This is a genomic window from Cytobacillus sp. FSL H8-0458, from assembly GCF_038002165.1.
In the GTDB taxonomy this organism is placed as follows: Bacteria; Bacillota; Bacilli; order Bacillales; family Cytobacillaceae; genus Cytobacillus.
Map to the genome: position 1 here is coordinate 700751 of NZ_JBBOBR010000001.1, position 12443 is coordinate 713193.

Annotated in this window: 16 protein-coding genes; 11 read left to right on the forward strand and 5 right to left on the reverse strand. The window is 40.5% G+C overall.

Going from position 1 to position 12443, the window contains the following annotated elements; all coding sequences use genetic code 11:
- Window positions 1-20 precede the first annotated feature (20 nt).
- From NYE23_RS03565 to NYE23_RS03585, 5 genes are all read left to right on the forward strand, one after another.
- Window positions 21-770, forward strand: a complete 750-nt coding sequence (locus tag NYE23_RS03565; RefSeq protein WP_341075508.1) for a nucleotidyltransferase domain-containing protein — start codon at window positions 21-23, stop codon at window positions 768-770.
- Between the two features lie 29 nt (window positions 771-799).
- Window positions 800-991 carry a hypothetical protein gene (locus NYE23_RS03570; protein WP_341075509.1) on the forward strand — a complete coding sequence of 64 codons (192 nt, stop codon included), beginning with the start codon at window positions 800-802 and terminating at the stop codon, window positions 989-991.
- Window positions 988-1824, forward strand: a complete 837-nt coding sequence (locus NYE23_RS03575) for a sulfurtransferase (RefSeq protein WP_341075511.1) — start codon at window positions 988-990, stop codon at window positions 1822-1824. Before NYE23_RS03570 ends, NYE23_RS03575 begins: the two co-directional genes overlap by 4 nt.
- A gap of 90 nt (window positions 1825-1914) precedes the next feature.
- Window positions 1915-2517, forward strand: coding sequence for a hypothetical protein (locus NYE23_RS03580; RefSeq protein WP_341075513.1), 603 nt, complete (start codon window positions 1915-1917; stop codon window positions 2515-2517).
- A gap of 79 nt (window positions 2518-2596) precedes the next feature.
- The gene (locus NYE23_RS03585; protein WP_341075515.1) at window positions 2597-3487 is read left to right on the forward strand and encodes a 5'-3' exonuclease; all 891 of its coding nucleotides are present in this window, start codon (window positions 2597-2599) and stop codon (window positions 3485-3487) included.
- Window positions 3488-3563: 76 nt separating this feature from the next.
- Here NYE23_RS03585 and sspL read toward each other — a convergent pair whose 3' ends face one another.
- On the reverse strand, window positions 3564-3701 hold the full coding sequence (sspL, locus tag NYE23_RS03590) for a small, acid-soluble spore protein L (protein WP_026581140.1): 138 nt from the start codon (window positions 3699-3701) through the stop codon (window positions 3564-3566).
- A 224-nt stretch (window positions 3702-3925) separates the two neighbouring features.
- Between sspL and NYE23_RS03595 the strand changes: the two genes are divergently transcribed.
- The gene (locus NYE23_RS03595; RefSeq protein WP_035333569.1) at window positions 3926-4390 is read left to right on the forward strand and encodes a divergent PAP2 family protein; all 465 of its coding nucleotides are present in this window, start codon (window positions 3926-3928) and stop codon (window positions 4388-4390) included.
- A 114-nt stretch (window positions 4391-4504) separates the two neighbouring features.
- Window positions 4505-4768 carry a DUF6123 family protein gene (locus NYE23_RS03600; protein WP_341075518.1) on the forward strand — a complete coding sequence of 88 codons (264 nt, stop codon included), beginning with the start codon at window positions 4505-4507 and terminating at the stop codon, window positions 4766-4768.
- 37 nt (window positions 4769-4805) lie between these two features.
- Here the strand turns inward: NYE23_RS03600 and NYE23_RS03605 are convergent, their stop codons facing one another.
- The 3 genes from NYE23_RS03605 to NYE23_RS03615 all read right to left on the reverse strand — a co-directional run bounded on the left by NYE23_RS03605 (window position 4806) and on the right by NYE23_RS03615 (window position 6910).
- Window positions 4806-5726, reverse strand: a complete 921-nt coding sequence (locus tag NYE23_RS03605) for a DMT family transporter (RefSeq protein WP_341075521.1) — start codon at window positions 5724-5726, stop codon at window positions 4806-4808.
- Entirely contained in the window at window positions 5719-6132 is a 414-nt protein-coding gene (locus tag NYE23_RS03610; RefSeq protein ID WP_035333572.1) for a reverse transcriptase-like protein, read from the reverse strand. The genes NYE23_RS03605 and NYE23_RS03610 overlap by 8 nt, the downstream gene beginning before the upstream one ends.
- Window positions 6133-6232: 100 nt before the next feature.
- A complete protein-coding gene (locus NYE23_RS03615; RefSeq protein WP_197213797.1) occupies window positions 6233-6910 on the reverse strand; it encodes a queuosine precursor transporter in 678 nt (225 codons plus the stop codon).
- Between the two features lie 184 nt (window positions 6911-7094).
- On the opposite strand from NYE23_RS03615, the gene NYE23_RS03620 reads away from it, so the two are divergent.
- Complete coding sequence (locus tag NYE23_RS03620) at window positions 7095-7751, forward strand: reverse transcriptase-like protein (protein WP_341075524.1); 657 nt, start codon at window positions 7095-7097, stop codon at window positions 7749-7751.
- Between the two features lie 27 nt (window positions 7752-7778).
- On the forward strand, window positions 7779-7955 hold the full coding sequence (locus tag NYE23_RS03625) for a zinc-finger domain-containing protein (RefSeq protein ID WP_341075526.1): 177 nt from the start codon (window positions 7779-7781) through the stop codon (window positions 7953-7955).
- A gap of 209 nt (window positions 7956-8164) precedes the next feature.
- On the opposite strand, the gene cspD is transcribed toward NYE23_RS03625, so the two are convergent.
- Complete coding sequence (gene cspD / locus NYE23_RS03630) at window positions 8165-8365, reverse strand: cold-shock protein CspD (protein WP_009791749.1); 201 nt, start codon at window positions 8363-8365, stop codon at window positions 8165-8167.
- A 317-nt stretch (window positions 8366-8682) separates the two neighbouring features.
- On the opposite strand from cspD, the gene NYE23_RS03635 reads away from it, so the two are divergent.
- Window positions 8683-8973 carry a hypothetical protein gene (locus NYE23_RS03635; protein WP_341075528.1) on the forward strand — a complete coding sequence of 97 codons (291 nt, stop codon included), beginning with the start codon at window positions 8683-8685 and terminating at the stop codon, window positions 8971-8973.
- Window positions 8974-9462: 489 nt separating this feature from the next.
- Window positions 9463-12384: a type I pullulanase gene (gene pulA / locus NYE23_RS03640; RefSeq protein ID WP_341075530.1), complete on the forward strand. Its 2922-nt coding sequence runs from the start codon at window positions 9463-9465 to the stop codon at window positions 12382-12384.
- The last annotated feature ends 59 nt before the right edge of the window (window positions 12385-12443 follow it).

Sequence of the window (12443 nt, forward strand, 5' to 3'; positions counted from 1 at the left end):
GAAAGGTTGCTGCTTTTCACATGGACAAATGGCTGTGCACAGCAGAAGAGAAATATAATATTGATATCCTTTTTGCTTGTGAAGCGGGGAGCAGGGCGTGGGGGACAGATGATGCGGATTCGGATTATGATATACGCTTCATCTTCAAACATAAGAATCTGAAAACATATCTTTCCCTTGAACGCGCAAAAGATGTTATCAATACAGATACCCCTTATGATGCGCACGGCTGGGATATCTTTAAAGCATTTGACCTTATGCAGAAATCCAATCCCAGTATATTTGAATGGGCATACTCCCCTATTATCTACAAGGATATGAACGGCTTTTCAGAGAGGCTGAGGAATCTTGCGGAAGAAGAGTTTTCAAGATTTAAGTTATTCCATCATTACACTCAGGCTTTTTCCCGCAATCTCGGTGAAGCTGTAAAAAATGAGGATTTTACGTTTAAGAAACAGAAGCTTCTGATTCAGGCAGTAAGGGCGTGCCTCATATCAAGGCAGCTGCTTAAGAAAAGTAATGTAAAAGGGGATTTTTTGTATACAGGTCTCTTTTGCATAAAGGAAGCGGATGAGATCACCCGTTTTTATCAGACCCTGGTTCATGCAAAACAAAGCGGGAGGATAATCGAGAAGCATTTAGCAATGCAGATGGCGGAGAAACTGGAGTCAGAAAGGGAACGGCTCTATGCAGCAGCTGACTCAATGCCTAAAGAAAAAGGCAAGGTATCCGGATTGAATGAATGGGTCTGGGAACTGCTGAAGGTTTAAAATCATTTCTGAGAAGAAAAGGGAGACAAATGGAGAAGAATTCTTTTCATGCATGTGCAACCTGCATAAACTTCCAGTCTGAAAAACGTAAAGACGAAATGTTTTATTTTTGCAGCAGACTGGGTTATGAGACAAGGCCTGACTATCAATTTAATTGCTGGACACCAAAGGAACATATAATACACCTGATGGAAAAGAGAAAAGGGGAGAATCTTAAATGAAGTATCTAGCAGAAAAGGAATGGGTATTATCAAAACTGGATGATCCCAATATCCGAATTGCCGATTGCCGCTTTAAACTAGGATCGCCAGATGAAGGGCGCAGCTTATATGATCATAGCCATATTCCCCATGCAGTGTATATTGATCTGGAGAAAGATCTGTCAGGTCAGGTAAGAGAACACGGAGGCCGGCATCCCCTTCCGGATCCAGCTAAACTTAAAAAAGTCCTTGAGAAATCCGGGATCAGCAGAGATACCACAGTCATTGCCTATGACGGCGGAGAAGGGGCTTTTGCCGCAAGGTTCTGGTGGCTGCTCAGGTATTTAGGGCATGAGAAAGTTTTTGTATTGAACGGCGGATATAAGGAATGGGCTGAAAACGATTATCCTTTGACTAAAGAAGTTCCCTGCATGAAGCGGGCGGATTTTAAAATTGATCTGCAGCCTGACATACTTGCCTCATACGGAGAAGTTAAAAGCGTTGCAGGAAAACAGGATAGCGCTGTATTAATTGACTCCAGAGAGGAAAAGAGATACCTGGGGCTGGAGGAGCCAATTGATAAAAAAGCAGGCCATATCCCAGGAGCAATCAATAAAGTTTGGCTTGAAGCATATAAAAATGGCAGATTTAAAGATGCGGAAGAACAGGAAAATCGATTTGCAGGTATTGATAAAAACAAACCCATCATTGTTTATTGCGGCTCAGGTGTAACGGCGGCGCCTAATTTTCTGGCTTTAAAGGAAGCCGGCTATAAACATGTTAAATTATATGCCGGAAGCTTCAGCGATTGGATCTCTTATGACAGCAATAAAATAGAAACTGTTGAAAAATAGTGAAATCCCTTTTTGAAAAGGGATTTTTTTACTGTTTAAATTATTATATAATTTAAAATGTTTAATAGATTTGAAAAGCGGAGGGTAAATATGAATACTGCTGGTTATACCATAACGAAAAAACAAAAAACCGATATAACCCAAATATTGGTCACGATGGGAATCATTCTAATATTATCTGCAATATTTATTCCAATATTTTTACTTTCGCCATTTCAGGCTCAATTTTATAGACCTGAAGGAACTTGGGTATTCGAAGCGCCAAAATCAGCTTATTTGACATTTAGCATGGGTCTGGCAGCAGTGGGTGTTTTTATCATATTGGGAGTCTGGATGAAGAGCGCCGAAAAATTCGGCTGGTTTGGAAAAGTTTTTGCAGGGGCAGGATTATTAATTTCGCTTTTGATGGCGATTTTAAGTTTTGATTATTATCACTATATCGATAAAAATGGTGTGCATTTCAACACATTACTCAGTTTGCAGGAGAAGCATTATGAATGGTCCGAAATTCAGCAGGCTAGGCAAACGGTTATAAATAAAATGGGTGTTATGTCAGATGCTGAATTAATTTTTACATTTAACGATGGTACTGAATATTCATTCCAGCTAAATGATAATATCCGTAAAGCGAGAATAGCGACTTATTATGAACTGGAAGAACATGAAGTGGAATTGATCAGGGAAACAGACTAATTCTGTAAAACTTTTCAAAAGAAATGGAGAGTTTCCCATGTTATAATAGTTGTTATGATTATAATTGGGAGGCGGAGACATGAACGAGAATAGACCTTCACTGCTGCTTGTTGATGGAATGGCGCTGCTGTTCAGAGCTTATTTTGCAACGGCAATGTCCGGTCAATTTATGATAAATTCTAAAGGAATACCTACAAATGGCGTTTACGGTTTTGTAAAACACTTTTTAACAGCTGTTTCTTCCTTTAATCCGACACATGTGGCAGTATGCTGGGATATGGGCAGCAAAACCTTCCGCACGGAAATGTTTGGTGCCTATAAAGCAAACCGTCCAGAAGCTCCAATTGAATTAGTGCCTCAATTCGATCTGGTAAAAGAAGTGGTGGAAGCCTTCGATGTACCTAATATTGGCCTTGAAGGATTTGAAGCTGATGATTGCATTGGAACCATTGCAAAAAAAGCAAGCCAGGAAGCGGAAGTGCTGATCCTTACAGGTGACCAGGATATGCTGCAGCTTCTGGATGACAATATTTCTGTCATTTTACTGCAAAAAGGCTACGGCAATTACCTTGTGCATACGACGGAGACGTTTTATGAGGAAAAAGGAATAACACCTAAGCAGATGATTGACCTGAAAGCCTTCATGGGAGATACAAGTGATAATTATCCCGGTGTAAAAGGAATTGGCGAAAAAACAGCGCTGAAGCTGCTTCAGCAATTTGAGCATATTGAAGGCGTATTGGAAAATCTGGAACAGCTCACTAAGGGACAGCGTGCCAAGATCGAACAGGATCTTGAAATGCTCCACTTGAGCAGGCAGCTGGCCGAAATAAAATGCGATGTTCCTGTTGAATGCCCTCTTGACCTGGCCCAATTCACAATGAATCGGGAAAAGGTCATCGAGAAATTCACTGAAATTGAATTCCGCGGCCTTCACAGATTTCTTGATTTTAAAAAGGAATATGCATAATACGAGCTCCAGGCGTCTGCCTGGAGTTTTTTAAATCTTAACATCAAAAAAGCCGCCCATGGCGGCCATCCAAAAATTATTTAGTATTCTTCTTCTTCGCTGCATTCTCCAGCTTGCTTTTAGGCTCTTCTGCAAATTCAGCATCCTGTCCGTATCCCTGCGGGTTTACGCCGGGTGCTTTTTTCCCTCTGTTTGTATGTCCGTTTTTACTCATCTGATTCACCTCCCTGAGCAGGCAATTCTTCATTTGATAAGCTTATTATTGTTAAAGTCTTCGGGTTTTAATCATGTACAGGCAGGGTACAATTTAGCAACTGATGCGGTGAATTTTTTCTTCTGATCCGGCTTAAATTACTCCATGATTTCCAATCCATTTAGCATTTGAAGGAGGAATAATAAAAGACTGCATACTTAACACTAAAGAAGAGGTGAGTTGTTATGAATAAGGGAGTTTATATCGCTCTTTTAAGTATAGGGCTGGCACAGGGCCTGAAAATTCCGATCCACTATGTGAAAAAGGGGGAACTGCGTCCGGATTTATTTTTTCAGACAGGAGGCATGCCAAGTTCCCATTCGGCAGGCGTATCGTCTTTAACCACGTTTATTGCTTTAAAGCGGGGTGTACCAACGGTGGATTTTGCTCTATCACTGGTTTATGGCCTGATCGTAATGTATGATGCACAGGGAATCAGGCGCCAGACAGGTGAGCTTACCTTAAAGGTAAACAGTCTGGGTGAGCTGGTTGATAAAATTCACAAAGATGAAACAGTAAAATTTGAGGAAGAAGGTCCAAAGAAGCTGAAGGAAATGCTTGGCCACCAGCCTGCTGAAGTATTAGGCGGAGCACTCCTGGGGGTATTAACCGGAACACTTGGCTACCTTCTTACTAAAAAGAAAAAATAACTGCTCACATGAGCTTACAGTGCCCCTGCTTCATGCCGAAAAAAGGTAGATAATTGTCGAAAAATCAGTTAAGATTTAAGAATACAGGAGGAGCAGGGGAAGAGGGTAAGTACAATGAAGACAGTTGAAGAATATTTGCATTTTTTGCAAAGTAAAGGTTTTCAATTCAGGGAGGACGCAATTGGCTTCATTTACTTTGGCAAACATTATACCAATGCTTCTGACGAGCTGGCCAATGCAGCAATAGAACTGACATTAAAGGCACAGAAATCATTTGACGGAAGTTTCTACGTTTCTTTGCTGGAAACTTTGGTTTCAAAGAATATTACCAGCAGGCGGGAAGCAATAAAATTTGTAAAAGAAAAAGCAATCATCTAAAAAGGCGTGTCTATTTCGAGAACACGCCTTTTTCAAATTATGATGCTGTCTTTTTTTTGAAGGTAAAAAACGTTTTCTTAGCAGGCAGTTCTGCAAAAATCATTCCAGCAAAAATAAGCAGACAGCCGGCCAGGGCACTAAACGAAAGTCTTTCATTCGCCCACATAAATCCTGCAGATGCTGCAAACACAGGCTCCATAGCGAAAATCAGGGCAACTCTAGTTGGTGTCGTGTACTTTTGAAATGCAGTCTGTGCAAAGAATGCGATAGCGGTAGCAAAAAGTGAAGTCACAATAAGGGCAGTTACCACATTGGCTTTAAATAAAACTTCTGTCTCGAATGCCTGCTGCCAGTCTTCAGTGATCAATGCGAAAATGCCTGATAATACTGCCACCGTACTTACTTGGATAACCGTTAATAGCAGGGCAGGGTATTTGCTGCTGTATTTACCAGTAAAGATAATATGGAGGGCAAAACCGACAGAGCAGATTAATACATAGGCATCACCAATATTCAGCGGGGCATTATCGGTCATGGTTAGAAAATATAGTCCGGCCGTCGCGATTGAAACGCCGATAATGGCATTGAATCCCGGCTTGATTTTTAGCAGCATTAAAGAAAAGACTGGAACCATTACTACACTTAACCCCGTAATAAAGCCGGCTTTTGAAGAAGTTGTGTGCAGCAGGCCGATCGTCTGGAAGGCATAGCCTATAAATAAAAACAAGCCCATAATAACTCCGGATATTAAGAGCTTTCTATCCATTTTCTTTACCTGTTTTCTTTCAAAAATAACAAGCCATCCGCCCAGAATTAAAGCGGCCAGAAAAAAACGGACACCATTAAAAGAGAATGGCTCAAGAAAAGCAATGGCGTTTTGTACTAGCACAAAGGTGGTTCCCCACACAAAGGCAACCAGCAAAAGGCTTACATCTGCAAATATTACTGATCTATTCATGATCTTCCTGACCTTTCACTTTGTTTTTGTGAATGGCAGCTCTTGCTAATTCATCCGCTGCCTTGTTTTCAGAGCTGGGAACCCACTTCATAAAAAATAAATCAAATTTTCCTGTAAGCTCCAAAGCTTCTTCAAGCAGTGGGGCAAACTTTTTATTTTTTACAAATTCTTTTTCAACAGCACGGTTAACAAGCTGTGAATCCGTTCGAAACGAAACAGTTTTATATCCCTTATCAATGCATAGCTTCAGTGCATGAATAAATGCACGGTATTCTGCTTCATGATTTTCCATGCAGCCCAATGCGATGGAAAAGCGTTCAACCTGGCCATTATTTTTTATGAATATGCCTGCACCGCTGGGACCCGGGTTTCCCGCACTTGCTCCATCGATATATACTTCAATCAATTGAATTGCCTCCTGATTTTAACACTATAATAGGGTAAACTAAATGTAGTTTATCACAAAAAGAGTTGATACTGCAGAAAAAGGATACCTAAACGGCATCCTAATCTTTTACTGGGAAACGTTTAGCAATATAGCCAAACGGGGTATCAAGTACAGCTACTATAAATTTCAGCAAGTAAGTTGTGATGAAAATTTGAATCCATTCTTCCAGGGGAAATACACCGAGGAAGGCAATGCTTGTAAATACAAGGGTATCCAATAGCTGGCTGATCATGGTGCTGCCATTATTCCTGATCCAAAACTGGCCGTCTTTTGGAAATTTCTTTTTTAAATAGGTAAAGATATAAACATCTGTAAATTGGCTGACTAAATAGGCAGCGAGGCTTCCGGCAGCAATTCGCGGCAGAACCGAGAAAAGAGTGCTGAGAGATTCCTGTGCAAAATCCGTTTCATGCGGTTTGAACAATAATACCATCTGCATGATTAGAGTCATGGACAGAAGAGTAAAGAAACCGAGCCATACAGCTTTTTTTGCTTCTTCTTTTCCGTACTTCTCATTTAAGATATCTGTAACAAGAAAAGCTGTACCATACATAGCGTTGCCTAAAGTGGCAGTCAGGCCGAACATTTCAATTGTTTTTACGACTTGAAGATTGGCCATGACAGTGGAGAAGCCGATCCACACGAAAAGACCAGTCTTTCCAAACAGGCGGTACATCGCCAATACTAAAATGAAATTAATTATTGCAAAAAGCAATCCAAACCATTCATTAAACATCAAATTCCTCCTAGTTTTGTTAATGCGGGAGTTTTCGAACCGCAGAATATAAAAATGTCATTGACCATTATACCTTGAAATATACTCATTTAGTAATAAACAAAGGAAAGTATAATAAGTTCAACTATTGCAAACAGTTCTAATAATGATAACCAGCTAATAAAGTACAGAAAGGCTGACCTCAATGAAATATAAATTAGAATGGAAATATAAACTTAAAGGAACTGAGGATATTTTATTTACTTCTGACCTGATCGATGGTGAAACGGCTTTGCAGGCCGGTGAAGATATTGAAAAGTCGGGCAAGGGCAAAGAGGTAATTTATTATGATGAAGCCGGCACTTCCTGGAGCACAAAGGAAATGAAAAAGCTTCTTATGGAAGTGGAAGAGGACCCTCATGATATTACCGTATTTTTTGATGGGGGCTTTAATAAAGATACCGGCCAGGCCGGACTCGGTGCGGTCATTTATTTTAAACAGGGCAAAAAAAAGTACCGTGTGCGGGCAAATGAGCTTTTTGATGAGATGGATAATAATAATGAGGCAGAATATGCAGCAATTTATTACACCCTGAATCTGCTTGAAGAAATGGGTGCTCATCATATGACATGTGAATTTAAAGGCGATTCCCAGGTGGTATTAAAACAGCTTGAAGGTGAATGGCCTTGTTATGAAGAAAATCTAAATCGCTGGCTTGACCGGATAGAAGAAAAGATTAAAAAGCTGGGCATACTGCCAAGATATAAATCCATTCCGCGCAATGAAAATAAAGAAGCGGATAAGCTGGCAAGCCAGGCACTGCAAGGGAAATTTATTAACAGCAAAATGCAGATCATATAATCGCAAATAAGGAAGGCGTGAACCGTTTTGAGCAGAAAGCAAATTATCAATGAAGTGGAGGAGCTGATGACCAGTTACTGCAAAGACTGCTTCCTTCATAAACATCATAAAGATGAAAAAGGGCGCAGATATGCCCATCGATTTTGCATTACAGAGTGCACTGTAGGTGAGAAAATAAAATCGATAGGAAGCAAGCTTTCATAAAGTGAAACTTCAATCAGTGGGGAGTGCTTTTCTCCCTGCTGATTGTTAGTTGAACCAATCGGGCCTTTACGGGCAGTTTGACCCCCGCTTATCTTCCATTGATTCATCTGAGTCTTGATGTGGGACTCTTACTGCCCGTTAGACTGCGATAAATCCTGGACAAAAATAAAAGGCTGGCAAATGCCAGCCTTTTTATTGTTATATTTGAATTATAGTTTTACAACGTTTGCAGCTTGAGGTCCGCGGTTTCCTTCAACGATTTCAAAAGAAACTTCCTGGCCTTCTTCTAAAGATTTGAAACCATCACCTTGGATAGCTGTGAAGTGTACGAATACATCGTCTCCGCCTTCAACTTCGATGAAACCGAAACCTTTTTCATTGTTGAACCATTTTACTTTACCGTTTTGCATGTTTACTTTTCCTCCTAAGCCTTTCAAGACACAACAGGTGCCTTAGATGAATATTACCACCTAACAAAACATAAAGCAGATATTTTTAGCTAATAACGGAAATATATTCTGTTAAATGATGATTATAATATACACGAATGGGCACTTTCAGTCAAGGAATTGAACACCTTTTTTACAAAAAACATTAAAATATTTTAAATATTTTTACTTTTTTGTGCTGGGAGGAAAATACAAAGTTTATGCTGTGATCTGATAACATAAATTATCGTTTTTCTCATATGAATTATTAATTATCTTGTTGTTAAAGGGTGAGGAAAATGTACCGGTTTTCGATTGAGGATCAGGATTGGATTTTGAGGTTTTCACCCAACATCCAAATTGAAGCGGAAGAGAAGCAGGCCATCATCAGCTCCATCCTGCAGCTTGGCAAGGATCTCCCACAATACTCGCATGGAGAGTCTTTTATCATTATGAATGACCAATTAGGCATTATTGTTTTTATTGTCGAGAAAATACCATCAATGATATTGACCGTCTCAAACATTGTTACAGAAGATAAATGGTACATTCAAAAGAACCTTACCTTAAAGCGCTATCTTAAAGAATGATCGGCCATAGCCGATTTTTTTGAGAGATATAAAAGTATAAAATTTGTACGTAGATAACTGTCCAGCTCCACAAGGAAGGCTTCGGCAGCATAATCATCGCAGGACTAAAAGCGTTAGCTTTTAGGAGGAGATCCTACCCCCTCGAGGTCACAAGCCTGTCTAGTTGCGGCTCCTAGGGACGAAAGACTAGTCAATCCCTTCCAGAAGGAAAGAACACCTTCTTGCAGAGCTCGTCTTGTGCTTGAGGCCCGCAGGACAAGGAAGGCTTCGGCAGCAAAAACATCGCACGACAAAAAGCGGCAGCTTTTGGGAGGACGTGGTGTTCTTAGTCTGGGTTCCTACGTGGGCAAGGCGCTTGCGCTATTCTTATTGTGAACAGGTTTGATAGGTATAAAGCCACGGAGTCTCCCGCCTTATGCAAACGCTTTCCTTTTTGGATTAATATATAATTGCAGGAATCTTTAAACAATTTATAAAGGAGGACTTAGATTGAAAGGGTATAAACAGATTATTTTTCTGGCCGCAGCTATAATATTGGCGGCATCCAATTTTTTATCACCATTTATGCAAACGATTGCATCAGCCGAAAAAACAACACAAGGGGCCGATCAGACTACAGCAGTCACCATCCATTATCAGCCTGAGGAGGGCGAAATGAAGGATTGGAATTTGTGGGTATGGCCTAAGGATGGCGAGGGTCAGGTTTTTGAATTCACTGGTGAAGATGAATTTGGACTTATTGCAGAGATTGTGCTGCAAGGTATTCATGATGAAGTTGGTTTTATTGTCCGCACTGACAGCTGGGAGAAAGATGGAGGGGACAGATTCATCAATGTAAAGAGCGGCAATGATGAGGTATGGGTGAAAGCAGGCGATGAACATACATATACATCACCGCCTGATGGTGAGTACAGGGACTTTCCAGCATTTGAACGGGTGAAGGTAAAACTCCACTACTTTCGATATGACGGAAATTATGAAGGCTGGAATTTATGGACATGGCCAGAAGGCAAGGATGGCAAAAGAGTTGATTTTACAGCAGAAGATGATTTTGGGAAAGTTGCTGATTTTGAGCTTGAAAATCCGGAAGGTATGAAAAAGGCCGGATTTTTAGTCAGAAAGAGTATGGAAGGAAATGATTGGGCCGGCAAGGAATTTGGTGATCGCTTTATTACAAAGTTCGATGAAAATGGGAATGCAGAAGTATGGATTGTTCAGGGGACAGAAAGAATTTATTACAATCCAGCCTATATTGAAAAAGATCCAAAAATAGTGAATGCTTCTATGGATACTTTTAATCAGATTACGCTTGAAACCAATTTTCCTTTCCAGTGGAGGGATTGGGAATCCATAATTAATATTGACAATGCCGATATTGAAGAAGTTGTCCCTTATGACGGGGACGAGGAAAAAGATTTTACAAATAAAGTAAGAGTGATAACAGAAGATAAACTGGATTTCAGGCAATCTTATAAAATTTCTGCAGTTTCATTCGGAGAGGCAGAGGTGAAGATCGGGAATATTGTCAGAACAAAGGAATTTGATGATGCTTTCTATTATGATGGAAAGCTTGGAAATCAGTATGCGAAAAATCAAACCTCCTTCAGGCTCTGGGCACCTACAGCAAGTGAAGCATCGATTGTGCTTTATGACAGCTGGGATGATCAGACCGCTGAGGAACTTCCTCTTAAAAGAGGTGAAAAAGGAACCTGGACAACAGTTTTAAAAGGTAATCAAAATGGGCTGATTTACAATTATAAAGTCAAAATTGGAGGGGAATGGACAGAAGCGGCGGATCCCTATGTCCGGGCTGTAACAGTAAATGGCGACAGGGGCGTTGTGATGGACCTGGACTCAACCAATCCTAAAAAGTGGAATAAACAGAAGCCGGAGTTAAAGAATCCAGAGGACTCCATCATTTATGAAGTTCATGTGCGGGACCTTTCAATTCATGAGGACAGCGGCATTAAGCATAAGGGGAAGTTCCTTGGGGCTGCTGAGAAAAGCACTTTAAATTCTAAAGGAGAAAAAACAGGTTTAAATCATATAAAAGATCTCGGAGTCACACATGTTCAGTTCCTTCCGATTTATGACTACCGGACAGTTGATGAAACAAAACTGGACGAACCACAATATAATTGGGGCTATGATCCGAAAAACTATAATGTGCCGGAAGGATCGTATTCTACTAATCCTTATGATCCGGCGGCAAGAATTACAGAATTGAAGACAATGATTCAGGAATACCATAATCAGCAGCTGCGGGTTGTAATGGATGTTGTGTATAATCATGTGTTTGCAGTAAATGAATCCAGTTTCCATAAGCTTGTTCCAGGCTACTATTTCCGCTATAACGAAGATGGAACACTTGCCAATGGCACAGGTGTTGGCAATGATACAGCTTCAGAAAGAAAAATGGTGCAGAAATTTATTGTTGACTCTGTTGCATATTGGGCTGAAGAATATAATCTTGATGGATTCCGCTTTGATCTGATGGGCATTCATGACACTGAAACAATGAATGAAGTAAGAAAGGCTTTGGATAATATTGATCCTACTATCATTATCATTGGGGAGGGATGGGATTTAAACACACCACTGGCAGCTGAAAGAAAGGCCAATCAGAAAAATGCCGAAGATATGCCTGGCATTGGCCATTTCAATGATGGCATCAGGGATGGATTAAAAGGGAGTGTGTTTGATGAACTGGATAAAGGTTTTGTAAATGGCAAACAAGGCATGGAAAATATTGTACAGCAAGGGATTGCAGCCGGATTGGATTATCCGGACACAATGGCCACATACAAAGATCCTGAACAGGCGGTTACGTATGCTGAGGCACATGACAACCACACTCTTTGGGATAAGCTTGAACTGACCAATCCGGATGCAGCGGAAGAATCAATAAAGAAAATGCATAAATTGGCTTCTTCCATTATACTGACATCGCAAGGAGTCAGCTTTGTTCATGCAGGACAGGAATTCATGAGGACAAAGTACGGGGATCACAACAGCTATAAATCCCCAGACAGTGTAAATCAGTTAGACTGGGACCGCCGAACTGAATTCAGCGGGGAGGTAGACTATTTTAAAGGTCTGATTAAGCTCAGAAAGCATTATAAATCGTTTAGAATGACAACAGCTGAGGATATTCAATCAAATCTTGACTTTATTGATGCCCCAGATAATACGGTGGCTTACAGACTGGATGCAAAAGGCTTGAAAGATAGAGCGAAAGAGATTGTTGTAATCCATAATGCAAATACAGAACCAGCCAAAATATCACTTCCGGGCAAGGGCCCTTGGCATTTGCTTGCAGACGGAAAACAAGCTGGGATTAGAACCCTAAAGATATATCAGTCAGAAACAATTGTAGTACCCGCACAAACTAGCTTTATACTAAAAAGATAAGTAACAGAGGAGAATCCTGTCAGGGGTTCTTCTTTTTATTTGCTTAGCGGAACACAATT

What these genes read in the sequence shown, in the direction of transcription:
- NYE23_RS03620 (WP_341075524.1), top strand. Translation starts at nt 7,095, where the DNA reads ATGAAATATAAATTAGAATGGAAATATAAACTTAAAGGAACTGAGGAT.
- NYE23_RS03580 (WP_341075513.1), top strand. Translation starts at nt 1,915, where the DNA reads ATGAATACTGCTGGTTATACCATAACGAAAAAACAAAAAACCGATATA.
- NYE23_RS03565 (WP_341075508.1), top strand. Translation starts at nt 21, where the DNA reads ATGGACAAATGGCTGTGCACAGCAGAAGAGAAATATAATATTGATATC.
- NYE23_RS03595 (WP_035333569.1), top strand. Translation starts at nt 3,926, where the DNA reads ATGAATAAGGGAGTTTATATCGCTCTTTTAAGTATAGGGCTGGCACAG.
- NYE23_RS03605 (WP_341075521.1), bottom strand. Translation starts at nt 5,726, where the DNA reads ATGAATAGATCAGTAATATTTGCAGATGTAAGCCTTTTGCTGGTTGCC.
- NYE23_RS03585 (WP_341075515.1), top strand. Translation starts at nt 2,597, where the DNA reads ATGAACGAGAATAGACCTTCACTGCTGCTTGTTGATGGAATGGCGCTG.
- NYE23_RS03600 (WP_341075518.1), top strand. Translation starts at nt 4,505, where the DNA reads ATGAAGACAGTTGAAGAATATTTGCATTTTTTGCAAAGTAAAGGTTTT.
- NYE23_RS03615 (WP_197213797.1), bottom strand. Translation starts at nt 6,910, where the DNA reads ATGTTTAATGAATGGTTTGGATTGCTTTTTGCAATAATTAATTTCATT.
- sspL (WP_026581140.1), bottom strand. Translation starts at nt 3,701, where the DNA reads ATGAGTAAAAACGGACATACAAACAGAGGGAAAAAAGCACCCGGCGTA.
- cspD (WP_009791749.1), bottom strand. Translation starts at nt 8,365, where the DNA reads ATGCAAAACGGTAAAGTAAAATGGTTCAACAATGAAAAAGGTTTCGGT.
- NYE23_RS03575 (WP_341075511.1), top strand. Translation starts at nt 988, where the DNA reads ATGAAGTATCTAGCAGAAAAGGAATGGGTATTATCAAAACTGGATGAT.
- NYE23_RS03635 (WP_341075528.1), top strand. Translation starts at nt 8,683, where the DNA reads ATGTACCGGTTTTCGATTGAGGATCAGGATTGGATTTTGAGGTTTTCA.
- NYE23_RS03570 (WP_341075509.1), top strand. Translation starts at nt 800, where the DNA reads ATGGAGAAGAATTCTTTTCATGCATGTGCAACCTGCATAAACTTCCAG.